This is a genomic window from Arthrobacter sp. R-11 (assembly GCF_049913155.1).
Lineage (GTDB): Bacteria > Actinomycetota > Actinomycetes > Actinomycetales > Micrococcaceae > Arthrobacter.
In genome coordinates, this window is the sequence record NZ_CP183979.1 from 3879564 (window position 1) to 3903393 (window position 23830).

Annotated in this window: 25 protein-coding genes; 16 read left to right on the forward strand and 9 right to left on the reverse strand. The window is 68.4% G+C overall.

What is annotated here, in order from left to right; genetic code table 11:
* Positions 1–10 precede the first annotated feature (10 nt).
* The 5 genes from ACN9M4_RS17655 to dnaK all read right to left on the reverse strand — a co-directional run bounded on the left by ACN9M4_RS17655 (position 11) and on the right by dnaK (position 4847).
* Complete coding sequence (locus ACN9M4_RS17655) at positions 11–607, reverse strand: HAD family hydrolase (protein ID WP_426300178.1); 597 nt, start codon at positions 605–607, stop codon at positions 11–13.
* Between the two features lie 113 nt (positions 608–720).
* The gene (locus ACN9M4_RS17660) at positions 721–1149 is read right to left on the reverse strand and encodes a heat shock protein transcriptional repressor HspR (protein WP_426300180.1); all 429 of its coding nucleotides are present in this window, start codon (positions 1147–1149) and stop codon (positions 721–723) included.
* 9 nt (positions 1150–1158) lie between these two features.
* A complete protein-coding gene (locus ACN9M4_RS17665) occupies positions 1159–2124 on the reverse strand; it encodes a DnaJ C-terminal domain-containing protein (protein ID WP_426300182.1) in 966 nt (321 codons plus the stop codon).
* 186 nt (positions 2125–2310) lie between these two features.
* Positions 2311–2988, reverse strand: coding sequence for a nucleotide exchange factor GrpE (locus ACN9M4_RS17670; RefSeq protein ID WP_426300184.1), 678 nt, complete (start codon positions 2986–2988; stop codon positions 2311–2313).
* Between the two features lie 2 nt (positions 2989–2990).
* Complete coding sequence (gene dnaK / locus ACN9M4_RS17675) at positions 2991–4847, reverse strand: molecular chaperone DnaK (protein ID WP_426300186.1); 1857 nt, start codon at positions 4845–4847, stop codon at positions 2991–2993.
* A gap of 412 nt (positions 4848–5259) precedes the next feature.
* Between dnaK and ACN9M4_RS17680 the strand changes: the two genes are divergently transcribed.
* Positions 5260–5403 (forward strand): hypothetical protein, encoded by a 144-nt coding sequence (locus tag ACN9M4_RS17680; RefSeq protein ID WP_426300188.1) that lies wholly within the window; start codon positions 5260–5262, stop codon positions 5401–5403.
* Positions 5404–5519: 116 nt separating this feature from the next.
* On the opposite strand, the gene ACN9M4_RS17685 is transcribed toward ACN9M4_RS17680, so the two are convergent.
* From ACN9M4_RS17685 to ACN9M4_RS17695, 3 genes are read right to left on the reverse strand one after another with little or no spacing between them, the layout of a single operon-like run.
* Entirely contained in the window at positions 5520–6491 is a 972-nt protein-coding gene (locus ACN9M4_RS17685; protein ID WP_426300190.1) for a DUF817 domain-containing protein, read from the reverse strand.
* On the reverse strand, positions 6484–7281 hold the full coding sequence (locus tag ACN9M4_RS17690) for an oxygenase MpaB family protein (protein WP_426300192.1): 798 nt from the start codon (positions 7279–7281) through the stop codon (positions 6484–6486). The genes ACN9M4_RS17685 and ACN9M4_RS17690 overlap by 8 nt, the downstream gene beginning before the upstream one ends.
* A gap of 29 nt (positions 7282–7310) precedes the next feature.
* Positions 7311–8039 carry a TetR/AcrR family transcriptional regulator gene (locus ACN9M4_RS17695; RefSeq protein WP_426300194.1) on the reverse strand — a complete coding sequence of 243 codons (729 nt, stop codon included), beginning with the start codon at positions 8037–8039 and terminating at the stop codon, positions 7311–7313.
* A 146-nt stretch (positions 8040–8185) separates the two neighbouring features.
* Between ACN9M4_RS17695 and ACN9M4_RS17700 the strand changes: the two genes are divergently transcribed.
* The 15 genes from ACN9M4_RS17700 (at position 8186) to ACN9M4_RS17770 (ending at position 22863) form a co-directional block, all read left to right on the forward strand.
* Complete coding sequence (locus tag ACN9M4_RS17700) at positions 8186–9115, forward strand: NAD-dependent epimerase/dehydratase family protein (protein WP_426300196.1); 930 nt, start codon at positions 8186–8188, stop codon at positions 9113–9115.
* A 126-nt stretch (positions 9116–9241) separates the two neighbouring features.
* Positions 9242–9895, forward strand: a complete 654-nt coding sequence (locus ACN9M4_RS17705) for a hypothetical protein (RefSeq protein WP_426300198.1) — start codon at positions 9242–9244, stop codon at positions 9893–9895.
* A gap of 12 nt (positions 9896–9907) precedes the next feature.
* Positions 9908–11209: a phage tail sheath family protein gene (locus ACN9M4_RS17710; protein ID WP_426300200.1), complete on the forward strand. Its 1302-nt coding sequence runs from the start codon at positions 9908–9910 to the stop codon at positions 11207–11209.
* Position 11210: 1 nt separating this feature from the next.
* A complete protein-coding gene (locus ACN9M4_RS17715; protein WP_426300202.1) occupies positions 11211–11702 on the forward strand; it encodes a phage tail protein in 492 nt (163 codons plus the stop codon).
* Positions 11703–12804: 1102 nt separating this feature from the next.
* On the forward strand, positions 12805–13002 hold the full coding sequence (locus ACN9M4_RS17720; RefSeq protein WP_426300204.1) for a hypothetical protein: 198 nt from the start codon (positions 12805–12807) through the stop codon (positions 13000–13002).
* 10 nt (positions 13003–13012) lie between these two features.
* On the forward strand, positions 13013–13762 hold the full coding sequence (locus ACN9M4_RS17725; protein ID WP_426300206.1) for a hypothetical protein: 750 nt from the start codon (positions 13013–13015) through the stop codon (positions 13760–13762).
* A gap of 25 nt (positions 13763–13787) precedes the next feature.
* Positions 13788–15314 (forward strand): phage baseplate assembly protein V, encoded by a 1527-nt coding sequence (locus tag ACN9M4_RS17730; protein WP_426300208.1) that lies wholly within the window; start codon positions 13788–13790, stop codon positions 15312–15314.
* A gap of 16 nt (positions 15315–15330) precedes the next feature.
* The gene (locus tag ACN9M4_RS17735) at positions 15331–15669 is read left to right on the forward strand and encodes a hypothetical protein (RefSeq protein ID WP_426300210.1); all 339 of its coding nucleotides are present in this window, start codon (positions 15331–15333) and stop codon (positions 15667–15669) included.
* A gap of 13 nt (positions 15670–15682) precedes the next feature.
* Positions 15683–16117 (forward strand): GPW/gp25 family protein, encoded by a 435-nt coding sequence (locus tag ACN9M4_RS17740; RefSeq protein WP_426300212.1) that lies wholly within the window; start codon positions 15683–15685, stop codon positions 16115–16117.
* Complete coding sequence (locus ACN9M4_RS17745) at positions 16114–18738, forward strand: baseplate J/gp47 family protein (protein WP_426300214.1); 2625 nt, start codon at positions 16114–16116, stop codon at positions 18736–18738. The genes ACN9M4_RS17740 and ACN9M4_RS17745 overlap by 4 nt, the downstream gene beginning before the upstream one ends.
* On the forward strand, positions 18731–19267 hold the full coding sequence (locus tag ACN9M4_RS17750) for a phage tail protein (protein ID WP_426300216.1): 537 nt from the start codon (positions 18731–18733) through the stop codon (positions 19265–19267). The genes ACN9M4_RS17745 and ACN9M4_RS17750 overlap by 8 nt, the downstream gene beginning before the upstream one ends.
* Positions 19264–19734 (forward strand): hypothetical protein, encoded by a 471-nt coding sequence (locus ACN9M4_RS17755; protein ID WP_426300218.1) that lies wholly within the window; start codon positions 19264–19266, stop codon positions 19732–19734. The genes ACN9M4_RS17750 and ACN9M4_RS17755 overlap by 4 nt, the downstream gene beginning before the upstream one ends.
* 1 nt (position 19735) lies before the next feature.
* Entirely contained in the window at positions 19736–20653 is a 918-nt protein-coding gene (locus ACN9M4_RS17760; protein ID WP_426300220.1) for a PASTA domain-containing protein, read from the forward strand.
* 17 nt (positions 20654–20670) lie between these two features.
* A complete protein-coding gene (locus tag ACN9M4_RS17765; RefSeq protein WP_426300222.1) occupies positions 20671–21591 on the forward strand; it encodes a PASTA domain-containing protein in 921 nt (306 codons plus the stop codon).
* 51 nt (positions 21592–21642) lie between these two features.
* Positions 21643–22863, forward strand: coding sequence for a pyridoxal phosphate-dependent aminotransferase (locus ACN9M4_RS17770; protein ID WP_426300224.1), 1221 nt, complete (start codon positions 21643–21645; stop codon positions 22861–22863).
* Between the two features lie 92 nt (positions 22864–22955).
* On the opposite strand, the gene ACN9M4_RS17775 is transcribed toward ACN9M4_RS17770, so the two are convergent.
* Complete coding sequence (locus tag ACN9M4_RS17775) at positions 22956–23795, reverse strand: hypothetical protein (protein ID WP_426300226.1); 840 nt, start codon at positions 23793–23795, stop codon at positions 22956–22958.
* Positions 23796–23830: the final 35 nt, after the last annotated feature.

Here is a 23830-nt window from a genome sequence, read left to right on the forward strand (position 1 = left end):
CAGGAAAGGCCTACTCCCAGGCGGCCACCCATGCCAGCAATTCCCCGGACGCTAGGGAGCCGCAGAAGGCATGGGCAATCGGCCTCTGGCTTGCCGCCTGCGGGACGGCAATAACGGCCATCCCGGCTGCCACTGCTGCCTTGGCACCGGCTTCGGAATCCTCGAAGGCAAGGCACTTCCGTGCGTCCAAGCCAAGCGCTTCCGCAGCAGCCAGGTAGACGTCCGGCGCGGGTTTTGGCCGCGCAACCTGCTCGGCCGAGACCGTGGCGGCAAAACCAGCTTCAAAAGTGCTTCGCCCCAATGCAACGTCCAGGATGCGTCTCGCCGAGTTACTCGCCACGGCTAGCGGAACCTTGGCCCCCATGGCCTCGACAAGCTCACCGGCTCCTGGCATGGGCCGGGCTGATTCGCGCACAAGAAGCTCATTCACATCCAGGAGCTGCTTGATTGCGTCGTCAGGATCAGTCCCTGCACGCTCTGCCAGCATGGGGCCGATGTGACTGGCGGGATGTCCGATTAGCTGGTGCTGGAGGTCTGCATCAAAGTGCACGCCAAGCTGGCCGCACACAATCCTTTGCGTCTGGATCCACAATGATTCCGTGTCCATGAGCAAGCCGTCGCAGTCGAATACAACAGCCTCCGGACGCCACGAGCCAAAGATCTCTTGCAGGGATGAGGAATAGTCCTCCGGGCGGGTTAGCCGGGCCGGCACACGCGCCATCATTGCTTCTCCCCCGGACGCGGGCGCCAGACCACCACGGCCTGCGACCGCGGACGGGGACGCTGGCCGCGGGCCAGGCTGACGACGTCGCCGGCCGCACCTGCGGCGAAGATCCGCGCGTCCAGGGGGTCCCGGCGTCGGGCAAGTTCCTCCGTCAGCTCCACCACGCGGCCCTGCAGCGCGGCCACCTGGTTCTCCAACTGCATGATGCGCTTGATGCCCTCCAAGGAGACGCCTTCATGCGAGAGCCGTTGCACTTCGCGCAGGCGGTCGACGTCGCGCTGGGAGTAGCGCCGCGACTTTCCGGGCGCACGGCTCGGCGAGACGATGCCCAGGCGGTCGTACTGTCGCAGCGTCTGCGGGTGCATGTCAGCCAGCTCCGCCGCCACGGAAATGACGAAGATCGGCTGGTTGACGTCGATACCCATGGCAGGCTCCTACAGCCTGGCCTTGGCGGCCAGGTCCCGGCGCGGATCGGCGTCCGCAGTTGCTTCGGCGAAGGCCTTCACGGCCTCCTGCGCGCCCTTCGGCAGGTTCTGAGGAACGACGACGTCGACTGTCACCAGGAGGTCACCTTCCCCCTTGGAGGTGTGGACGCCGCGGCCCTTGACCCGGAGGGTACGGCCGGAATTGGTGCCGGCGGGGACACGGAGCTTCACGTGGCTGCCGTCGAGCGTGGGGACCTCGATCTCGCCGCCGAGGGCTGCTTCCGGGAAGGTGACCGGGACGTGGACCCGGATGTTGTCTCCGTCGCGGATGAAGAAATCATGGGGTTTGACGTTGACCGTGATGATGAGGTCGCCGTTGCCTGCCGCGCCGGGGTTGCCCTTGCCGCGCTGGCGGACCTTCTGGCCGTCCTTGATGCCGGCGGGAATCTTGACGTCGATGACGTTGCCGTTGTTTTCGCGCAGGCTAACCGTGGTGCCCTGGATGGAGCCCTTGAACGAAATAGTGGTGGTAGCGGTGCGGTCCGAGCCCTTCTGGGGCGTGCGCTGGAAGCCGGTCTGGCCGCCGAAACCGCCACCGAAGAGATCGGCGAACTCAGGCGGGATGCCGCCCGCTCCGGCGGGCTGGCGGGCACCGCCGCCGAACAGGCCACCGAAGAGGTCCTCGAAGCCACCGTTCGCCGGGCCGCCACGGCCGCCCGCCCCGGGAGCGAAGCGCGCGCCGCCCATGGCCCGGATGGCGTCGTACTGCTGGCGGTCCTCGGCGCTGGAGAGTACCGAGTAGGCCTCGGAGATGTCCTTGAACCGCTTCTCCGCAGCGACATCCCCGGCGTTGGTATCCGGGTGGTATTGGCGCGCGAGCTTGCGGTACGCCTTCTTGATATCGGCGTCGGACGCGTCCTTGGCGACACCAAGGATCGCGTAGAAATCCTTCTCAACCCAGTCCTGGCTTGCCAAGTGTGTGTCCTTTCAAAACAACTAAAAGCGTCTAAGGCGAGGTTACCGCCTGAGCCGTAGCGGATGAGGGGGCCCGGGAGTGGCTTCGGGCCTGCCGGAGCGTGGGTGGCTCAGGTCCGTAAGGACCGAGCCGCCCACGCGGAGGGGCGGGGCCCCCTCATCCGCGAAGGCGCGGTGAGGCGGTGCTTACGCAGGCACAGCCACGATCACCTGTGCCGCGCGCAGGACGCGCTCCTTGGAGCGGTAGCCCGAGCGCAGCACCTGGCTGACCGTGTCCACCTCGACGTCCTGGCCCGGCTGCTGGATGAGGGCCTCGTGGATGGTGGGGTCGAACTCCACGCCGGTGGCGTCGATCCGTTCCAGCCCGTAGGTCTTCAGCGAGTTCTCCAGCTTGGCTGCAATGGCGGCGAAAGGGCCGTCCTCGAGGTCGCCGTGCTGGCGGGCGGCGTCGATGTCGTCCAGTACCGGAAGCAGGGAGTTCAGGACGCCGATGACGGCCATTTCCCCGGCGACGGCACGGTCGCGTTCGACGCGCTTGCGGTAGTTGACGTACTCGGCCTGGAGGCGGAGGAGATCGTTGCGCAGTTCCGCGGCTTCGGCCTGGGCCGAGGTACCGGAGGCCACCGACTCTTCGGCCGGAACCTCTACGCCGTTGAGGATCTCCTCGGCCTGGGACAGCGCATCGCCCTCGGCACCGGCGGCAGCTGCGCCTTCCGCACCCGTGGGGGTGCCGGCGTCGTGCTTTGCGTCGTGCTGCGGATGCCGGGCGGCACCGGTCTCCGGGTCAACCTTGCGATTGTCCCGGATGACCGGCTTGCCCTGCTCCGAATCCGAGTGCTCTGATTCGTTGCCGTGGTGGGGCATGGTTACTTCTTCTCGTCTTCGTCGATGATCTCGGCGTCGACGATGTCCTCATCTGCAGCCTTCTCACCGGCGGGAGCTGCACCCTCGGCGCCTTCGGCACCGGCGGCTGCGGCCTGCGAGTAGATAGCTTCGCCCAGCTTGGTCTGGGACTGCTGCAGCTTCTCGAACGCCGTCTTGACGGCGGCGTCGTCGGTGCCTTCCAGCGCCTTCTTGAGGGCGTCGACGTCGGCCTTGACCTCGGTCTTGACCTCTTCCGGCAGCTTGTCGTCGTTTTCCGACAGCAGCTTCTCGATCGAGTAGGCGAGCTGCTCGGCGGAGTTGCGGGTGTCCGTGGCTTCGCGGCGGGCCTTGTCCTCGGCAGCGTGTGCCTCGGCGTCGGCGACCATGCGCTCGATGTCTTCCTTGGACAGTGCCGTGCCACCGGTGATGGTCATGGACTGTTCCTTGCCGGTGCCCTTGTCCTTCGCGGAGACGTGCACGATGCCGTTGGCGTCGATGTCGAAGGTGACCTCGATCTGCGGAACGCCACGCGGAGCCGGAGCGATGCCGGTCAGTTCGAAGGTGCCCAGCGGCTTGTTGTCGCGGGTGAACTCGCGCTCGCCCTGGAAGACCTGGATGGCCACGGACGGCTGGTTGTCGTCAGCGGTGGTGAAGGTTTCCGAACGCTTGGTGGGGATGGCCGTGTTGCGCTCGATCAGGTGCGTCATGACGCCGCCCTTGGTTTCGATGCCGAGGGAAAGCGGGGTGACGTCGATCAGCAGCACGTCCTTGCGCTCGCCCTTCAGGACACCTGCCTGCAGGGCTGCACCGACGGCGACAACCTCGTCCGGGTTGACGCCCTTGTTGGGCTCCTTGCCGCCGGCCAGTTCCTTGACCAGGTCAGAGACGGCGGGCATACGGGTGGAGCCACCAACGAGCACGATGTGGTCGATGTCCGAAACCTTGATGCCGGCTTCGGCGATGACGTCGTGGAACGGCTTCTTGGTGCGGTCAAGCAGGTCCTTGGTGAGGTCCTGGAACTTGGCACGGGTCAGCTGCTCGTCCAGGTGGACCGGGCCGTCGGGGGTGACGGAGAGGTACTGGAGCGAGATGTTGGTGCTCGTGGAGGAAGAGAGTTCCTTCTTCGCCTGCTCTGCGGCTTCGCGAAGGCGCTGCAGGGCGATCTTGTCCTTGGAGAGGTCGATGCCCTTGATCTTGAGCTGGCTGAGCAGCCACTCGACCACGCGGTTGTCCCAGTCGTCGCCGCCGAGGCGGTTGTCACCGGCGGTGGCGCGGACCTGGATGGTGGAGAAGCCGTCTTCGTCCTTGCCGACTTCCAGCAGGGAGACGTCGAAGGTGCCGCCACCGAGGTCGAAGACCAGGATCAGTTCGTCTTCCTTGCCCTTGTCCAGGCCGTAGGCGAGGGCGGCCGCGGTGGGCTCGTTGACGATGCGCAGCACGTTCATGCCGGCGATCTCGCCGGCTTCCTTGGTGGCCTGGCGCTCGGCGTCGTTGAAGTAGGCCGGAACGGTGATCACGGCGTCGGTGACCTTCTCGCCGAGGTAGCTTTCGGCGTCGTTCTTCAGCTTCATGAGGATGCGCGCGGAGATTTCCTGCGGCGTGTACTTCTTGTCGTCAATGTTGACCGACCAGTCGGTGCCCATGTGGCGCTTGACCGAGGCGATGGTGCGGTCGATGTTGTTGACGGCCTGGCGCTTGGCGATTTCGCCGACCAGGACTTCGCCGGACTTGGAGAAGGCAACGACGGACGGCGTGGTGCGGCCGCCTTCGGCGTTGGCGATAACGGTGGGCTCGCCACCTTCGAGAACAGAGACAACGGAGTTGGTGGTTCCGAGGTCAATACCTACTGCACGTGACATATGTGTTGCTTCCTTTCACTGCTTTCAATGCCGATGTTCGAGACTGCACCCCGGCCCATTTCCTCGCGGATCCTTGCGGACGGCGGATCCTTGCGGACGGGAGCCAAGGATCACTCAACAGTCGGCTAGTTGAGCGTTCTGCACTCAACTGTACTCGCGAGTCGATTTAAGTCAAGCCAAAGTTGAGTGAAGTTCGCTCAACTTTGCATCGTGGCCGGAGTTTTACCTTGGAATGGCACGGTTCCGGGGCGTTTCGCCGTGGGAGAACGCGGGTTTGTCCTCGAATTCGCGGGAGAGCTGCGGGGTCGCCGGAGCGCTCCAGCGACCCCGCAGCTCTCCCGCGACGCCGGCGCGAACACGGTCTTCTGGTTGAGGGCTAATGCAGGGAAGCAGACAGTGGCACACTGTCGCCATGGAAATCACAGGATTCATGCAGCCGGACGAATTCTGGGCCGCCTTCCCGAGCGATGCCGTTGCCTTGGTGGCTATCACAGACATCGAGCCGTTGCTTGACTCCCGCCGTGCGATGCTGAGGCGGATGCGCGGCGAAGGCTGAATCCCAGACCGCTCCGGTGACTGGAATGGACCACTTTTCGGCAAGCCGGGCAGGTGTTTTCGCAGCGGGCAGCCGCCGCTCAACCCAAGAACCGGGCCGGTTAAGGCCCAGCGCTTTCAGCGCGGAGAATCCCGCGAAGCCTTGCCTGCCGCAGTACCCGAAGGAGCAGCGGATTCAGGGGGCGCCGCCCGAAGCACTTCGCGTGCGGCGGACCCCCGGGGTACTGCCCTCCGCACGGGTTCATCCGGCGGCACCGGCTTGTAGACCCAGGCCACCAGCACCACGGAGATGATCATCAGCAGGAACCAGGAGAGCAGCTTGTCCGGGGAGACCATGTGCCAACCGTTTACTTGGCTCGGGTAAAGCCAGGCATGGGACCAGGTTGCGATGTTCTCGGCAATCCAGATGAACAGCGCCACCAGCAGGAACGACACCAGCAACGGCATCCGGAAGCTGCGCCGGAACACCCTGAAGTGCATCACGCAGCGCCCGAACACCAGCGCTACCGCCGCCAGCAGCACCCAGCGGAAATCGAAGACGAAGTGGTGCGAGAAGAAGTTCACGTAAATGCCAAGAGCCACGATCGCGGTGATCCAACGGCGGGGATAGCGGGCGAAACGGAGGTCGAAGAGCCGGTAGACCCGCACCATGTAGGAGCCGACCGAGGCATACATGAACCCGCTGAACAACGGCACCGCGCCGACCCGCAGGAAGCCCTCGGCCTCGTAACTCCAGGACCCGACGTCGGTCTTGAACAGTTCCATGACCGTGCCCACGAGATGGAACAGCACAATCACCCTGAGCTCGCGCAGCGTCTCCAGTTTCGTGGCGACCATGACAACCTGGATCACGACGGCGGCGATGGTCAGGAAATCGTTCCTCGCAAGGGCCGCGTCCGCCGGGTACCAGAGCCTCGCCCCGAAAATCACGGCCAACAGCGAGGCACCGAAAATGCAGGCCCATGCCTGCTTCAGGCCGAACACCAGGAATTCGGCGAGCTTCCAGCGCAGGCCGCCGACGGGCGCCCGCTTCAGGAAACCGTGAGCGCGTTCGTCCAGGAACTGCTCGACGGCGGTCAGGCTATGCATCGATCCGGCTCCGCACCCCGGACACATCGATCCGGCCAAGGTAGTAGTCCCTCGGACGGTGCCGGATGCGCCGGGGAAGCCTCGGATACACGACTCCAAGCACCCGGATCAATGCTTCAAAGCGCCGCTGCCGGCGGGGACCCCAGGGCAAGCCGTACTCAGCGCGAAGGGACTCCGGCAGCAGCCCGGCCGTGAGCAGCCGCGCCACAGGCATGACCAGGCGCAGCCACACCGGCCCTACGGCGGGATGCAGCAGATCACGGGCCACCCGCACGGCTTCGGGGGCGGGAGCCAGCCCCGCCAGGCGTTCGTTCCAGTACTCGGCAAAGGCCGCACGGTCCGCGGGCCAGAACTCCGCCGGAAGCTGCAGGGCCGTCCCGATCCGCGCATACTCGCGGTAAACGCGGTCCGCCGTTCCGGCGTCGAGCGTTCCATAGACCCGCTCGTAAACGTCCACGGCGGTGTTGTACAAGGTGGCAACCACCCACAGCTGGGATTCCGGATCGAAGGCGTTGTAGCCTGCGGAGGCACCGTCAGGCTGCCTCCGGACCGGCGCGTGGGCACGGTTGACGGCGCGCCGCATGGCGGCGAGCTGCTCCTCGGAGCCATAGACGACGGCGTAGACGTAGCCCATCGTGGCCGCGAGCCGCTCGAGCGGGCGTTCGCCGAAATCGCTGTGTTCGGCGACGCCGCGGCCTACCGCCGGATCGGCGATCTGCAGCAGGACGGCGCGGCCGGCTCCGGCGAGCAGCACCGCTTCCGCCCCGATGTCTGCCAGCCCGCCAACCATGCAGCCACCCTACTCCTCGGGCCGATGATTCAGGCCAGGCCGATGATCCCGGCGAGCAGCCCGAGCTGGTGCGCGAACAGTTCCTCCCGGGCCGCGAAGGTGTCCGCGCCGTACTGCCCGAACACCTCGAAGCTGACGGCCCCGAACAGGGACGTCCAGATCAGCACGCCGCGCGTCACCAGCTCTTCCGGCACCTCGAGGCCGAGCTCGGAGCGGATGGTGGCGAGGTCGCGGGAAAGCGCTTCGGGAACGACGACGGCGGGTCCCCCCGCGGCGGCCAGCGCACCGGCCCGGTGGGCGGCGTCGAAATTGTGGACCAGGCGGTATACCACCCGGGTTCCGGGCACGATGGTCCGCTCCCCCGGCGCCCGGTACCCGGGGACCGGGCTGCCGAAAAGCAACGCGTAGCAGGCGGGTTCGCGCAGCGCCCAGTTCCTGACGGCGTGCCCCAGGGCGTGGAAGCGGCCGGCGAAGTCGTCTTCCGGGAGGGCGTCGACGGCGGCGTCCACGGCGTCGCCGAGCTCGTTGTAGGCGTCGATCAGCAGCAGGGTGAGGAGTTCATCGCGGTTCTCGACGTAGCGGTACACCGCGGAGGATACGACGCCGAGGTCCCGCGCCACCGCCCGCAGGGACAAGGCCGCCGCGCCGTGGAGGGCAAGGTGTTCGCGGCCGATCCGGACGATGTCGGCGATGGTCTGAGCACGGGCCCGCTCCCGCGGCGTGGGAGCTTTGGCCTGCGGCTTCGTGGTGGACGGCATGCCTCCAGCATGCCACAAAGGAGAGCGGCGTCAACAAAAGAGAGCAGCGCTCTTGACTTCCCTGGGCAACGGGTCCATTCTGGAAACAAGAGAGCACTGCTCTCGAAAACCGAAAGCCAGCCAAACCCACCAAGGGAGCCCCAGCCATGACCACAACGTACGCAGTCACCGGAGCCGGCCCCGTCGGCTCGACCATTGCCAGCCTGCTCGCGGAGCAGGGCTACCAGGTCCGACTACTCACCCGATCCGGCTCCGGCCCGGAACACCGGCTCATCGAGCGCCGGAAAGCCGACGTCTCGGACCCTGCCCAACTGGCGGACGCCTTCGACGGCGCCTCGGCCGTGTTCCATTGCATCCACGGCTCCGCCTACTCGGCGAAGGCCTGGCAGGCCGAACTCCCCCGCGCCGAGCAGACGGTGCTGGACGCAGCAGCGGAGGCGGGCGCCGTCGTCGTCTTCCCGGAGAGCCTGTATTCGTACAGCGAGCCCGACAGGACCATGAGCGAATCCAGCCCGCGCGAGGCAAGCGGCGGGAAGCGGGGCGTGCGCACGGTGCTGCTCGAGGCCCGGCGGGCCCACCGGGCGGACACCGTGAGCGTGGTGGCGGGCGACTTCTTCGGCCCGCGGGTCCGCGGCGCACATGCCGGCGAGCGCATGGTGCCGGTGCTGCTGAAGGGGAAATCGCTGCAGGTGATCGGGCGCGCGGACCTGCCGCATGCCTTCACCTACGTGCCGGACCTCGCCGCGGCCATGGTCAAGGCCGCGCGGACGCCTGAGCTGTGGAACTCGGTCCTGCACGCCCGCACCGGCCCGGCCTTGAGCCAGCAGGAACTCGCGACGGCGTTCACCAGCGCCGCGGGGCTGCCTGCGGTGAAGCTGGGAACGGTCCCGGGCTGGCTGCTGAAGGTGCTTGGCCTGGCGTCCACGGACATGCGCGAACTCGCCGAAACGCTCTACCAGTTCGAGCGGCCGTTCGTGATGGACTCGGCGGCCAGCCAGGCGCGGCTGGGCCTGGCGCCGACCCCGCTGGCGGATGCCGCAGCGGCGACCGTGGCCTGGTGGCGCAGCCAAAACTGAGTCCCCTCCGCGGCAATCTTCAAACGAATGGATTTACCTCGGAAACCCCGTGACTGACCGGCCGTCGCGGGAGTAACCTTAGGCACAACCGCTGTACCGGACCACCTTGTCGACTGGGGTGCCACCGTGGGTGTAGTGCAAGCTTCGTTGACCGAACTGCTCGGGCTGCTTTCGGATGCCGTCTCGCCTGTGCAGGTCTATTTCGAGGACGACGGCGGGCCCTCCCTTCCCGATGCGGCGGTGACCGTCCGCGCCATCGCCCTGAACCGGGTGGGCCGCTCCCGCAGGAACGGTCCGCTGCTGGACCTGGAACTCAAGGTGGCCGTGGAGGCCCGCGGTCCGGACTGCCTCACCAACCTGGAGCAGCTGCTGCTGGTGGTGGAGCGCCACAGCCAGTACTCCGTGGTTTCGGCGGACGAGTTCGAGCCCGGTGAATACCGCGCCAGCATCCGCGGAGGCCTGGGCTTCCTGGTCCGCGTTCCCGTCTCCCTGCCCTTCGAAGAGCCCGCCGGCCCGCCCGTCCTGGAACCGCTGATCGCCAGCACCACGGTGGCCCGGCGGATCCACGGCCGGCTCGTGGACGTCCACAACAAAGGCATCCCCAACGCCTACATCCGCGCGCATTCGTCCGCCACCGCCGTCGTCAGCGACGCCACCGGCCACTTCGAGGTCCTGGCCTCGGCAGACGAACTCCAGCACTTTGCCGTGGCCGTCCGCGGTACTGAACGTGAAATGTCAGCCAGCACAAGCAGCCTGCCGGTCACCATCCGGTGGGAGTAGAGGGAGCGCACCATGGTGAACTACCAGGCGCCTGGAGTGTACGTACAGGAAGTACCCAGCGGTGCCCGCTCCATCGGGCAGGTCAGCACCAGCATCGCCGGATTCGTGGGAGTCGCCCCGGATCCCCTGGCGCACCTGGATGAGGCGCGCGTCCTGGACAACTGGACCCAGTTCGTGGACCAGTATGTCGGGAAAGCCACCCAGGGAACGCCGCTGTCCAACGCGGTGTTCGGCTTCTTCGCCAACGGCGGCGGCCGCTGTTACGTGGTCAATGTCGGCACCGGCGGCAGCCTCACGGGCACGGCGAGGAAGCCCACGGGCCTGACCCTTTTCGAGGCGATCGACGACATCTCCATGGTGGCCGCCCCCGGCTACGCCAACGCCGACGCCTACGCGGCCCTGCAGGCCCACGTGGAGCACCCGCTGCGGCAGGACCGGATGGCGATCCTGGACACCGTGGAGAAAGTGGACGACGTCGGAGCGCTCACCCGGGCGGCGACCTCCGGCCTGCCGGACGAACCCGAGCCCGACAAGCCGGAGAATCCCGAGGAGCCTGCGAAACCAGCGAAACCCGGGAAGCCCGAGGAGGCAGCGAAGCCCGAGGAGACCGCGCCGGCCGCGGGCGCCACCAGCGAGGACGCCCTGGGCGCTCCCCAGTCCCCCGGCGGGTACACGGCCTTGTATTTTCCGTGGATCGTGATGACGGACCCGGTGTCCGGCAAGAAGGTGACCCAGCCGCCGTCGGGCCACATGGCGGGGGTGTGGGCGCGGGTGGATGGCAGCCGCGGGGTGCACAAGGCGCCGGCCAATGAACCCATCCAGGGCGCGCTGGATCTGGTGCGGCGGGTGAGCCGCGGCGAGCAGGAGGTGCTGAACCCCGCCGGGGTGAACTGCATCCGCTACTTCCCGGGCGAGGGCATCCGGGTGTGGGGAGCGCGCACCAAGGCGCCCGAAGCCAGCGAATACCGCTACATCAACGTGCGCCGGCTGACCAACATGATCAAGGAATCGGTGGCGGACGGCACCCGCTGGGTGGTGTTCGAACCCAACGACCACACCCTGTGGAAGTCGATCCGGCGCGATATCGGCGCGTTCCTGACCAATGTCTGGCGGGACGGCGCCCTGCTGGGCACCACCCCGCAACAGGCCTTCTTCGTGAAGTGCGACGAGGAAACCAACCCGCCCGAAGTCCGCGACGCCGGCCAGGTGGTCACCCTGATCGGGATCGCGCCCGTGAAGCCGGCGGAGTTCGTGATCTTCAAACTCATGCAGTCGGCCGAAGCCACCAGCGAGACAGAAAGCGCAGGAGCCTGAGATGAGCATGCAGCCAAGCACCCCGGCCCCGGCCGCGCAGCCGGGCAACGTGGTGGATCCGTACCGGGCTTACAACTTCAAGCTGGTCATCCAGGGCGTGGTGCAGGGGCACTTCACCAAGGTGGAGGGCCTTGGCATGAAGATCGACCGTATCCTGTACCGCTCCGGCGGGGAGAACAGCACGGTGCGGGTCATTCCGGGGCAGGTCGAGTACACGCCCGTGACGCTCAAGTACGGGCTCACCGACTCCACCGAAATGCTGCAGTGGCTCTTCAAGGCAGCCAACGGCCAGGTGGAGCGGCGAAACGTGTCCATCGCCATGCTCAACGACTCCGGCTCGGCCGAGGTCCGGCGCTGGAACCTGCTCGGAGCCTGGCTGTGCGAATGGGTCGGGGCGCCGCTGGATGCCCTCGGCAAGGACCTGGCCATCGAGTCCGTGACCATCGCCTACGACCGCCTGGAACTCGACGATGCCCGCGCACCCGTCTCCTGACGTCCCGGCGGGGTCCCACGATCCGGCGGGGTCCCACGTCCCGGCGGGATCCCACGTCCCGGCGGGATCCCACGATCAGGCGAGGTCCCACAGTTCGACGGGTTGGCGGCGGGGGCTGGCTGCGCGGCTTCGCGGTTTCGCGGAGCAGCTCGACCCTGCCGGGTTGCCCGACTCTGCGGGGCGGGGTTCCGGGAGTGGCGTGGCTGGTGGCTTGCTGGGCGCGGGTTTGGGCACCGGGTGGGGAACGGAGGCCCCGACGCTTGAACGCGGCTTTGATCTCTCCGGCGCACCCGAACATTGGGTGCGCCTCCTGCGCGACGCCGGGCTGGCACCTGCGGAGGATGGTTCTGCTGCGGAGGCCCGCGCTGTTCCCTTGCCGGCCGATGATACACCCGCCGTCCCGGGGCGCTTCGGGCTGGCCTGGCTGCGGAAAATCAGGCTGCGGCCAACAACGGCACGGATCTTGCCCGGACACTCGCAGCCAAAGAACCCCACGACGGCGGCCCGGCAGGGAACGCCAGCCCAGCACACGGGAACCGTTCCCCCGGCTTCCGGGGCCCCCGATAGCGTGGCTCCCACACTTGCTGGGCCCGCTCTACGTCCTTTGCTCATCTCAAGGGACGTAGAGCAGGCCTCACAACGCGGTGCCAGCGGGGTCCCGGTGCTGCGCCTTCGCCCGGACCGCACCGAGCCAACGCTTCCCTCGCCAAGCCTTGCAGCCTCCGAACCACGCCAAACCCCCCAACTTGTGAGGCCCGCTCTACGTGCTTTGACACCCCCAAAGGACGTAGAGCAGGCCTCACAACGCAGTGCCAACGGGGTGCCGGTGCTCCGCCTTCGTCCGCAACGTGCAACACAGCCGCGCCCGACGGCCTCAACGCAAGCCACCACGATATCCACCGCAGGCGAACACCCCACAGGCGAACACCCGGCACCAACCGAAGCCTCTCCGCTTGTGAGGCCTGCTCTACGTGCTTTGACGCTTTCAAAGCACGTAGAGCAGGCCTCACAACGCCCGGAAGAGCCAAGGGAGCCCGCAGGAGCCGCGCAACCCCAGCCCATCCCCCAGCCCCAGCTCTTGCCGCAGCCCCAGCCCCAGCCCTTGCCGCAGCCCCAGCCCACGCCAAAGTCCCAGGGCCACCCGAGCAGCGCCGAAAACCACACACCGAAGGCCCCCCTCGCGGGCACCTGGCCCGAGCTCGCCCCGCGCCCGCCAATCGAAGCAAGCCACAACAGCGAACACCTCGAGCACGCCTTGGCCCGGGCCGAGCGGCTGAGCCTCGAGCGGTCGGCGGTGTGAGATGGAGAGGGTGGCATTCCTGATCGAAGAGACCGGCGAGCACCTGGGCTGCCTGCTCAACCCCGAGACAGTGGTGATGCAACGCAGCGCGGGTGTCGAGCCGCGGAGGAGCGCGGGCGGGAAGCTCACCGGCAGCGGACTGGCGGACGACCCCCTGCTCTTCACCGGCGGCGGGCACACCGAGCTCCGCCTGGATTTGCTGTTCGACGTCGATCTTGCACCGGCGTCGCTCCATGTGCAGGACGTGCGGCAGATGACCCGGCCCATCTGGGCGCTCGCGGAGAACTCTGCGGAGGTGGAGCGGCAGCGCAGGCCGCCCTCGGTCCGCTTCGTCTGGGGCCGGGCGTGGAACGTGCCGGGGATCGTCACGGAGGTGGCGGAGCGTTTCGACCGCTTCGCCCCGGACGGTTCGCCCCTACGGTCCTGGATGCGGCTGGTGTTCGTGCGGGTGGGCCAGAGTGCGGACGAGGAAGGCGGCGAGAACTACGAGCTCGCCCAGCGCCTTCCACCGGTGGACCTGACGGCCCCTCCTGTGGACACCCTCACTGTGACCGGCGACGGCGGCACGGACCGGGACGCTTTGGCTCCCGACGGCGGGGAGCCCCTTCCGGAGGTGCCGCCCGGCGAGCTGGGCCGCCTGAGCCTGGAGGCCTTCGGGACACCGCTGCTGTGGAAACTGCTGCTGGAGTACAACAACGTGGACGACCCCGCGCATTTCACGGGCCCGCTGGCCGTGCCGCCGATGGGCGAAGCGCCATGAGCCGGGACACCACCAAGGAAAAGCCATGAGGCAACTCCAAGGCCTCCCCGAGCTGATCGTCACCCTCGGGCGGCGCCGGCTTTCCACAGCCGACACCGCGGCGATCGTCTCCGTGCAGGTCCTCAGCTCCCTGGCGCGCCCGGCCCAGTGCCTCATCACCTGGCGGCCGGCACTTGGCCAGCGCAGTCCGGGCCAGGGCAGCAGGGGCGTGGATCCGGCGCCCGGGGATGCGCTCCGCGTGGAGCTGGGCGGACGGCGCACTCCCCTGTTCGTCGGCGAGGTGACCGTGGTGGAGCATAGCTACGGCGCCGACCTCTCGCAGGAAATCCGGGTCCGCGCCTACGACGCCCTGCACCGCCTCCGCAAGCGCCAGTTCACCCGGCTGCACGAGGATGTGGACCTGGCCGGCCTGGCCCGCACGCTCTGCGAGGGCACGGGACTGCAGGTGACCGGCGGAGGCATGCGGCTGGGACAGGTGTACCAGTGCGCCCGCTCGGACCTCGCCCTGCTGGTGGAGCAAAGCGCCCGGGTGGGCGTGTACCCGGTGGTCGACGGCGACGCCCTGCGCCTCACCACCCTGGCCGGGGAGGGCGAGCCCGTGGAACTGGAGCTGGGCAGCAGCCTGCACTCGGCCGAGGTGGAGCTCAGCCAGGAACCGGCGTACCTGGGCGCCCGGACGGCGGGCTGGCACTCCGGCGACGCCGAGGCTTTGGAGGGATCGGCGTCGGGCAGTGACGCGAAGGCCGGCGTGTCGGCCGACCCTGCCCTGGCCAGCGTCGGCGCGGGCGGCGAGCTGCTGCGCGGCAACGAGGCCTTCGCCTCGGACGCCGCGGCGGACGGGCTGGCGCAGGCCGAACTGGACGTGCGGATGGCCGGGCAGGTCAGCGCCGTGTTCGTGGCCGACGGCGATCCGCTCCTGCGTGCGGGCGGCCGGGTCCGGGTGCGCGGCCTGGCCTCGTCGCTGGAGGGGACGTACGCCGTCGCCTCGGCCGTGCACCGCCTGGACGGCAGCGGCTACGAAACCACAATCACCACCCGGCCGCCCGAAACCCCGACGTCCCGGCAGCCGGACGTGTTCACCCTGGGCGTGGTGGCCGACGTCGACGATCCCGAGGAACGCGGCCGCGTCCGGGTGCGCCTGCCCGCGTATCCACCGTTGGAGAGCGGCTGGGCGCCGGTGCTGTCCGGGGCCGCCGGGCCCGGCAAGGGGCTGGTGCTGGCTCCGGCACCGGAGGACACCGTGCTGGTGCTGCTGCCGGCCACGGACCCGGCCCAGGCGATCGTGCTCGGCGGGCTCTACGGGCGCGAACGCACCCCCGACGCCGGCGTGACCACGGCCCGGGAGAGCCGCTACACCTTCCGTTCCGCGGATGGCCAGCAGCTGGTGCTCGACGGCGGTGCCCGCACTGTCAGCTTCACGGACGGCCACGGCTCTACGGTGGAGCTCGGGCCGGAGAAGCTGCGGATCACGGCGGCCACGGACCTGCTGCTCGAGGCCCCGGGCAAGGCCATGCGGATCCGTGCCAAGACCGTCGATTTCGAGGAGGCCTGATGCTGGGGTGCGGGCGATGAAAATCCTGGTTAAGGAAGCCATCCTGCGCTGCGGGCACGACGGCAAGGTGGAAAACGTCCCCTCGCAGGAATGGGTGCGGGTGGCCGGTTCGCCCGTGCTGGTCGAAGCCGATCCCGTGGGCCGGGACATCTCGATGTGCCCCAACATCGGCCTGAACATCAAGCCGTGCAACAAGACCCTGCCGGTGATCAAGGGATACTCGCTGTTCATCCGGATCGGCGGGAAGCGGATGTGCCTGGACACCGTGGAAGGCTTCACGGACGGCACCCCGCCCGGCGCCGTGAAGTACACCGTCCGGCGGCCGGGCCAGGAATTCGTGGCGGCAGGATCATGAAAAGCAGCCAGCCATGAGCGGGCCCAGGTACAAGTCGGTGGCCTTCGTCCACCCGGACTTCGACGCCGCCGTCGGGCTGTCCGGCCTCACCCTCACCCCGGACGGCAGGCTGGCCACCGTCACGGACGCCGCCTCCGTGCGGCAGGCACTGCTGCTGCTCCTGAGCACCCGGCCCGGCGAGCGCATCAACCGTCCCACGTACGGCTGCCACCTCTTCCGGCTCGCCTTCGCGCCCGCGGACGACACCACCGCGGGCCTGGCCATCCACTACGTGGCCCGGGCCGTGGAGCAGTGGGAGCCGCGGATCACGGTGCTGTCCTTGGATGCTTCGCGCTCGCAGGAGAGCCCGGAACTGCTCGAAGTCCGGCTGCGGTACCGGGTCCGGTCCACCCAGCACCAGGACGAACTGGCCATCACCCTGCCCGTTGATTCAGGAGGTGCAGCATGAGCATTCCCGTGCCGAACCTGGATGACCGCAGCTTCGCGGAGCTGGTGGCCGGCGCCCGGGAGCGCATCCGGCAGGTCGCCCCGGACTGGACCGATCTGTCCGTACACGACCCCGGCATCACCATCATGGAGGCCTTCGCCTACCTCACGGACACCCTGATGTACCGGCTCAACCGGGTCCCGGACAAGCTGTACGCCGTGTACCTGAACCTGCTGGGCACCAGCCTCTACCCGCCAGGCAGCGCCGAAACCATGCTCGAATTCACGCGCCTCACGAGTGGTGGCGCCGCTCCGGAGATCCGGATCCCGCGCGGCACCCAGGTCAGCTGCCCGCCGGGCGTGCCCGGGGCGCCGCAGCCGGTCTTCACGACGACGGCGGCCGCCGTGCTGCCCGCCGGCCAGGCCAGCGTGCTGGTCCCCGCAGCCGATGTGACCTTGTACGACGCCGTTCCGATCGGCACCGGGACGGGACGGCCGGGGCAGAGTTTCGTGGTTCCGAACGCGCCGATCGTGTCCGGGGCGGGGCTGTCCGTCGCGATCGAGGTGCCCGCGGCGACCCGGCTCAGCAGCGGCGAGGCCGTGCTGGTGGACGGCAAGCCGTTCCGGTATTGCCGCGAGGTGGAGGCGTTCGCCGACGCACGGCCCGGGGAGGTGCCGGTGCGGATCGACCGCAGTGCCGGCGTCGTGATGTTCGCCTGGTGGGACGAAGCTTTCGGCGGGCAGGAAGCCGGTGGGACGAACAGCCCGCCCGTTCCGGGTCCGGGCGCAGAGGTGCGCGCCTGGTACCGCGGCGGCGGCGGGCAGCGCGGGAACGTCGGGGCCGGGCAGCTCACGGTGCTGCGCTCACCGCTGCCTGGCGTGCGGGTCAGCAACCCGGAGCCTGCCACCGGCGGGCGCGACGGCGAGGCCCTGGAGAACGCGCTCCGCCGCGCCCCGCAGGATTTCCAGGCCCGTGACCGGGCCGTGACAGTGCGCGACTACGAGGTGCTGGCCATGCGGCACGGCGGCGTGGACCGGGCACGGGCGTTCACCCGGAAGGAGCTGTGGGCCTTCGCCCGGCCCGGCGAGGTGGAAGTGGTGCTGGTGCCGTTCGTGCCCCGCACCGGCCAAACACCGGTCACGGCCGCCGAACTCGCCGCACAGGCCCGCGCCGAGGTGCGGGACGACGTCGAACAATACCTGCGCCGCCGCTCCACGGTGGGTGCCGAGCCCGTGGTCCGCTGGGGCCTGTACAAGCAGGTGCTGGTGGACGCACGGATCGTGGTGCGCCCGGATGAGGACGCCGACGCCGTCAAGGCCCGGATCGCCGCCCGGCTGGCCGAGGGCATTAGCCCGCTCGGCCAGGGCCCAGCCCGTTCGGATACGGGGGGCTATGGTTCGGGCTTCGGCAAGCCGCTGCGGGTCTCCAACCTCTACCGGGCCATGGAGGAAGCCGAGCCCGGGGTGCAGTACGTAGACCGGGTGCGGCTGGAGGTGGACAAGGTCCCGGACAGCGACGCCATGGGACTGGTGCAGGCCGAGGGGCAGGACAACACCTGGTTCGTGGCCCAGGACGGGCTGCTGTTCCGCACCACCAACGCCGGCGACGGCTGGGAGGCCTGCGCCGAGTTCGGAACGGACACTTCCACGGAGACGGTGCGGTCCATCGCACCGTTCCGTTCGCCCGCTCCGGGACGGTCCGCCGTCGGGCAGCATCCGGGGATGGTCGCGGTCAGCACGGTGGCGGGCACGTCCTCGCGCATCTACATCAGCGAGGACCTTGGCGAATCCTGGCGCCGCGCCGCCGAACTGGGCTTCGTGGTGGCGGACCTGTGCTGGGTGGACCGGCAGGGGGCGCCGGTGCTGCTGCTCGCCGGCGAGCGCGGCCTCTACGAGCTCCCCGTGGGCGAAGGCGCCATCCCGGTCCAGAACGTGGTGGACGCCGGGCAGCCGGACCGAGGCTTCTACGCGGTGGACGCCCTGGTGGACGTACGCGGCCGCACCGGGGTGGCTGTGGCGGCGGAGGCCTCGGCCGGGGTGTGGCTCTCCCCGGATGCCGGCATGGCGGGCAGCTTCAAGCGGGTGAAGGCGGCCGGGGAGGACATCCGCTGCATGACGGTGCAGTACGACGGCGGTGCGAGCTACCTGTGGCTGGGCCGTTCCGTTCCGGAAGGCAGCGGAACCGGCTGCCTGCGGCTGAAGATCGACGAACTCGCCCGCACCGACCTCGATGCCCTGCAGGCGGCCTGGGAACAGTTCGGTGCAGGCTGGACCGGCGGCAGCTGCTGGGGCGTGCATGTCATGGGCAACGCCGCCTACGCCGCCACCCAGAGCGGCGGGGTGCTGCGCCTGCAGCTCGGCCAGGCTTCCCCGCAGTGGAGCACCCCGGACGTGAACTGCGGGCTTCCGCTGCGGGACCGCACCCGCTTCGAACCTGTCCGGGCGGTGTCGGGTGCCGTGCGCGACGACGGCGCGCAGCTGTTGCTCGCCGCCGGGCCCAAGGGGATCTACCGCAGCACCGACAACACCGCTTCCTGGGCGAGCTGTACGCGGCGGGTGGTGGACGACGTCGTAACCCTTCCGGAAACCTGGCTGTTCTGCTCCGGTGAGCACAGGATCGAGGTGGTCCACGGCCATGGCTGACGGCGACTTCAGGCTTGAGGACTCCCGGCTGCTGCGCGTGCTGCCGGAGGTGTACCAGGTGGCGGCCGAAAGCAGCCGGCCCCTGCAGGCACTGCTCGCCGTGGCCGAGGACCTGCACCGGCCTGTCCGGGACGTTCTGGACCACGTCCACACCGTCCCGGATCCCGGGCGCTCGCCGTCGTCGCTCATCCCCTTCCTGTCCCGCTGGGTGGACCTGGACTGGCTCACCCTGCCCGGCCCCGAAGCCACCGGAACGGCGTCCGCCGGAATCCCGGTGGCCCGCCAGCGGGACCTGATCGCCTGCGCCGCCGGGCTGTCCGCGCGCCGCGGCACCGTGGGCGGGCTCACCCGCTTCCTGCACCTGGCCACCGGGGTTCCCGGTTTCGAAGTGGTGTCCGAGCCCGGGGCTTTCCACATCACCGTGCGGGTGCCGGCCGCGGCCGCCGGGCAGGCCGAGCTCATCCGGCGGATCGTCAAAGGAATCAAACCGGCGCACGTCACCGACGAAATCGAGGTGATGGACGCGTGAACGGCGAGAACCGGAAGCCCATCATCGTGGTGGCCGTCTGTGCCGTCGTGGCGGTGCTGGTGCTGGTGCTCGGGGTCAGCTGCAGCGGCAGCAACAACGCCGGGGCGCCGGGCTGGCAGTCCGGGTTCGCCGGGGTCGCCAAGGGCGGGAAGCTCACGACGGCGGACCTGGCTCCGGCGGGCGGCTCCTGTTCGGCGTCGGGCGGCCAACTCGCGGTCGCTGGGAGCTGCACCTTCCAGGTGCGCAAGTTCGGCGGACTGTTCGACTTCGGTCCACCCACCAAACGGGCGCGGCTGCTGCCGCAGCAGGCCGTGGCGGTGACACTCTCCGTGGAGGGCACGCGGACCGAGCAATCGGCCGACCCCGGGGATACTGTGGAGCTGACATTCGGGACCTCGGGCGGAAGCCTCGGCATCCGCTGCCTGGTACCGGGAGGCTGTGTGCTTCAACTAGTGGAGGCGGGCTGACATGACCGGAATTACCCTGACACTCAGTTCCCCCACGGTCGAGCTCAAGGATGGCAAGGGCTCCCTGACCGCGTCCGTCACCAACAGTTCCACGGAAGCCGAGCGCGTGGTGCTTGGGGCCTTCCCCGGCCAGCCCGGCGGGCCCACTTACACCACCGTGGCCGAACCGCTGCGCACGCTTGCGGCGGGCGCCACGGAGCAATACCTGGTGGCCTTCGACACCACCGGCGCGGTGCCCGGCAGCTACCCGGTGAAGCTGATCGCCTACTCCGCGGACGACGCCCCGGAGGACTATGCGGACCAGGCACACGTGGTGACGCTGACGGTGAGCCAGGCGCCCGCGCCCGTCAAGCCGCCGTCGAAGTTTCCCTGGCTCTGGGTGATCATCGGCGGGGTGGTGCTGCTTCTGGCGATCGGCGGGGTGCTGTGGTTCCTGGTGCGCGGCGGAGGCAACGTCCCGGACGTGCGCGGCAAGCAACGGAGCGAAGCCGCCCAGATCCTCATCGGCGCCGGCTTCTCGATGGGATCCACCGAGGTGGTGAGCACCGAACCGCCCGGCACGGTCATCAGCCAGAATCCGGGGGCCGGCAGCCGGGCCGATGCCGGAACCACCGTGAGCGTGGAAATCGCCAGGCAGGCCGACAAATGCCAGCCCGGCTATGTTTACCGGCGGGTGGTTCCGGACGACAAGGTCTGCGTCCTGCCCTCATCGGCTGCCCAGGTGCTCCAGGACAACGCCGCAAGCACACAGTCGTCGCGCAAGCCGAATCCTCCGGGCGGCCCATACGGCGTCAATACCTGTCTCCAGGGCTTCGTGTGGCGGGATGCGTACGACGGGGACCAGATTTGCGTAACCGGCGAGACCCGGACGAGGACGAAACAGGAAAACGACGAAGCGGCGCTGCACAGCGCTCCATGACAGCCGGGAGGCCCCTGATGGGCACCATCACCATGACCCTCAGCTCCCCCACGGTGGTCCTGAAGGAGGGCAAGGGTTCGTTGACCGCGTCGGTCACCAACGGCACCGGCGCGTCCGCGCGGGTGGTGCTCGGTGCTTTTCCCGGAGGCACCGCCCAGAAAACATACACGGATATCCCGGGTCCGCTGCGGACCCTCGCAGCCGGCGCTACGGAACAGTACCTGGTCAACTTCGACACCACGGGCGCGGCACCCGGCAGCTACCCGGTGAAGCTCATCGCCTATTCGGCCGACGACGCCCCGGAGGACTACGCGGACCAGGCCCGGGTGGTGACGCTCGAGGTGCCGGCCCCCGCAACGCCGGCCCCGACTCCCGGGTTCCCGTGGCTCTGGGTGATCATCGGGGCAGTGGCGCTGCTCGCCGTCGTCGGCGGTGTGCTGTGGTTCCTGTTCAAGGACGCCAGCGTGCCGCCCGTGGTGGGCAAGCCGCAGGCGGAGGCCGTCCAGATCCTCAAGGATGCCGGCTTCGGCACCACGGTCGTCGAGAAGGAGAGCCCGCAGCCGGCAGGCACCGTGCTGGGCCAGGAACCCGAAGGAGGGCGAACCGTGGGGCGCGGCTCCACGGTGGTCCTCGACGTGGCGGTGCCGTTGCGGACCACCGTTCCGGCGGTGCTGGGTGCCACGGTCGAATCGGCCAAGTCCCAGTTCGCCGCCGCCAAGATCCAACTGGATTTCACTGCTGGTTCCACGTGCAACAAGTCCCCGGAGCTGAGCCTGCAGCGCTGCGTTGTGCTCGGAGTCAACCCGGACGTGGGCTCGCGGGTGAACCTGAACGCCCTGGTACTGGTGAGGACGGAGCTGAGGTCGAAGATCTTCATCGACAACAACACCTTCCCGAACCTGTGCAAGACCATCGAATGCGTGAAACTGGGCGGCTAAGGCGGCCGCGTAACGCTCGGCAGAGCAGGCACGACCGTGAAAGGATCAACCATGCGTCCGATGCAGCACTCCAGCAAACTCCAGAACGTCCGCTATGAACTCCGCGGCCCGCTCCTCCAGGCGGCCAAGGCGATGGAGGCCGAGGGGCACCGCATCCTGAAGATGAACCTCGGGGACACAGCTCCGTTCGGGCTGGAGGCGCCGGAGTCGGTGGTGGTGGACATGATCCACCACCTGCGCGGGGCCCAGGGCTACAGCGATTCCAAGGGCATCTTCTCGGCCCGGACCGCGATCTCGCAGTACTACCAGACGCAGAACCTGATGACGATCGGCGTCGAGGACATCTTCATCGGCAACGGTGTCAGCGAACTCATTTCCATGACCCTGCAGGCCTTCATGGAGAACGACGACGAGGTCCTGGTACCCGCCCCGGACTATCCGCTCTGGACCGCCGCCGTCACGCTCACCGGTGGCAAGCCCGTGCACTACCTGTGCGACGAGGGACAGAACTGGTGGCCGGACATGGCCGACGTCGAAGCCAAGATCACCTCCCGCACCCGCGCCATCGTGATCATCAACCCGAACAACCCCACCGGCGCCGTCTACCCGCGCCACATCCTGGAGCAGTTCGCCGACCTGGCCCGCAAGCACGACCTGGTGCTGTTTTCCGACGAGATCTACGAGAAGATCCGCTACGAAAAGGCCCGGCACATCCATACCGCCTCGGTGGCGGACGACGTCTGCGTGCTGACCTTCAGCGGCCTCTCCAAGGCGTACCGCATGCCCGGGTACCGCGCCGGCTGGGTGGCAGTCACCGGACCGCACGCCGCCACCGCCGAATACCGCGAGGCACTGGAACTGCTGGCATCGCTGCGGCTGTGCGCCAACGTCCCGGCGCAGCACGCCATCCAGACCTGCCTGGGTGGGTACCAAAGCATCGAGGAGCTCATCAAGCCGGGCGGACGGCTGCGCGAACAGCGGGACCTGGCATGGAAGCTGCTGACGGCGATCCCCGGTGTTTCGTGCGTTCCCGCGGCCGGTGCCATGTACCTGTTCCCGCGCCTGGACCCCGAGATCTACCCGATCAAGAACGACGAGGAGTTCGTGCTGGAACTCCTGCGGGACCAGAAGATCCTGGTCTCGCACGGCACGGCGTTCAACTGGCCGACGCCGGATCACTTCCGTTTCGTGATCCTGCCGGCTGAGCGGGAGATCGAGGAAGCCGTGCGACGGATTTCGACGTTCCTCGCCGCGTACCGGGCCCGGGCGTAGCTTTCAGGGTTCCGGACCCCCAACTAGCTCGCAGTTGTTGTCGTTTTGAGGGCCCAAAACGACAACAACTGCCAGTCAGTTGGGCCTATACCCTAGTCCCCCGCCGAGCCGCTGACTCGGAGCGCGTTGATGATCGCCGGGATCGACACGATCAGCATCACCAGGGCCCAGACCAGCGCCACGATCACAGTGATCAACGCCCAGAACTGGTCACCGATGGACACCAGCGGTCCCGGCAGGAAGCCGTGGATCAGGCCGAGCACCAGTTGCAGGAGTACGGACACCACCAGCAGGACCACCAGCCCTGTGACCTTCAGGAACTTCGGCTGGCTCAGGATCAGCAGCACCGCGAACACGGCCTTGAGCAGGAGCAGCAGCCCCAGGATCGCGGCCGCCTGCCCCGTGGGAAAGCTCCCCCACAGCGCCAGGTAGGCGAGGGTTCCGAACGGCGCGGCCACGAACAGCCCGAACATCAGGAACAGCTTCGCCATGGCCAGCATCGCCGCGAAGAACGCCGCCACCACCCATAGGAACGTCACAATCAGGGTCACGATTCCCTGGATCCGCCCGTAGAGGCGCAATTCCATCATCAGGCTGAGTCCCAGCATCACCACGGTGAACAGCAGCAGCCCGTCCAGGAACGCGAGGAAGGCGATCCCACTGCCGGGCGGGTCGGCGTCGGCCTTCTGCGTGTTGAGGAAGACGTCCAGCGGGACGCCCAGCTTGGCGGCATCGCCCGGAGAGACAGGCTCGACGGCGGTCCCGCCCAGCAGGAGCGACATGCCGATCTCCGCCAGGACGGCGATGGCGAACACCACGACGGCGGCGATGAAGAAAGGTTTGCGGATCGCCTCGGGCGACGGCCCGTCACGAAGTGCGCCGGTACCCGTGATACCCGGCAGAAAGCCCGGACCCCGCCTTCCTGCGGCCATGGCTCAATTGTGGCAGAGACGGGGTTTTTTGGGAC

What these genes read in the sequence shown, in the direction of transcription:
- dnaK (WP_426300186.1), bottom strand. Translation starts at nt 4,847, where the DNA reads ATGTCACGTGCAGTAGGTATTGACCTCGGAACCACCAACTCCGTTGTC.
- ACN9M4_RS17655 (WP_426300178.1), bottom strand. Translation starts at nt 607, where the DNA reads ATGGACACGGAATCATTGTGGATCCAGACGCAAAGGATTGTGTGCGGC.
- ACN9M4_RS17690 (WP_426300192.1), bottom strand. Translation starts at nt 7,281, where the DNA reads ATGGTTGGCGGGCTGGCAGACATCGGGGCGGAAGCGGTGCTGCTCGCC.
- ACN9M4_RS17745 (WP_426300214.1), top strand. Translation starts at nt 16,114, where the DNA reads ATGAGCATTCCCGTGCCGAACCTGGATGACCGCAGCTTCGCGGAGCTG.
- ACN9M4_RS17685 (WP_426300190.1), bottom strand. Translation starts at nt 6,491, where the DNA reads ATGCATAGCCTGACCGCCGTCGAGCAGTTCCTGGACGAACGCGCTCAC.
- ACN9M4_RS17750 (WP_426300216.1), top strand. Translation starts at nt 18,731, where the DNA reads ATGGCTGACGGCGACTTCAGGCTTGAGGACTCCCGGCTGCTGCGCGTG.
- ACN9M4_RS17710 (WP_426300200.1), top strand. Translation starts at nt 9,908, where the DNA reads ATGGTGAACTACCAGGCGCCTGGAGTGTACGTACAGGAAGTACCCAGC.
- ACN9M4_RS17735 (WP_426300210.1), top strand. Translation starts at nt 15,331, where the DNA reads ATGAAAATCCTGGTTAAGGAAGCCATCCTGCGCTGCGGGCACGACGGC.
- ACN9M4_RS17740 (WP_426300212.1), top strand. Translation starts at nt 15,683, where the DNA reads ATGAGCGGGCCCAGGTACAAGTCGGTGGCCTTCGTCCACCCGGACTTC.
- ACN9M4_RS17695 (WP_426300194.1), bottom strand. Translation starts at nt 8,039, where the DNA reads ATGCCGTCCACCACGAAGCCGCAGGCCAAAGCTCCCACGCCGCGGGAG.
- ACN9M4_RS17680 (WP_426300188.1), top strand. Translation starts at nt 5,260, where the DNA reads ATGGAAATCACAGGATTCATGCAGCCGGACGAATTCTGGGCCGCCTTC.
- ACN9M4_RS17775 (WP_426300226.1), bottom strand. Translation starts at nt 23,795, where the DNA reads ATGGCCGCAGGAAGGCGGGGTCCGGGCTTTCTGCCGGGTATCACGGGT.
- ACN9M4_RS17715 (WP_426300202.1), top strand. Translation starts at nt 11,211, where the DNA reads ATGAGCATGCAGCCAAGCACCCCGGCCCCGGCCGCGCAGCCGGGCAAC.
- ACN9M4_RS17760 (WP_426300220.1), top strand. Translation starts at nt 19,736, where the DNA reads ATGACCGGAATTACCCTGACACTCAGTTCCCCCACGGTCGAGCTCAAG.
- ACN9M4_RS17660 (WP_426300180.1), bottom strand. Translation starts at nt 1,149, where the DNA reads ATGGGTATCGACGTCAACCAGCCGATCTTCGTCATTTCCGTGGCGGCG.
- ACN9M4_RS17770 (WP_426300224.1), top strand. Translation starts at nt 21,643, where the DNA reads ATGCGTCCGATGCAGCACTCCAGCAAACTCCAGAACGTCCGCTATGAA.
- ACN9M4_RS17670 (WP_426300184.1), bottom strand. Translation starts at nt 2,988, where the DNA reads ATGCCCCACCACGGCAACGAATCAGAGCACTCGGATTCGGAGCAGGGC.
- ACN9M4_RS17700 (WP_426300196.1), top strand. Translation starts at nt 8,186, where the DNA reads ATGACCACAACGTACGCAGTCACCGGAGCCGGCCCCGTCGGCTCGACC.
- ACN9M4_RS17730 (WP_426300208.1), top strand. Translation starts at nt 13,788, where the DNA reads ATGAGGCAACTCCAAGGCCTCCCCGAGCTGATCGTCACCCTCGGGCGG.
- ACN9M4_RS17765 (WP_426300222.1), top strand. Translation starts at nt 20,671, where the DNA reads ATGGGCACCATCACCATGACCCTCAGCTCCCCCACGGTGGTCCTGAAG.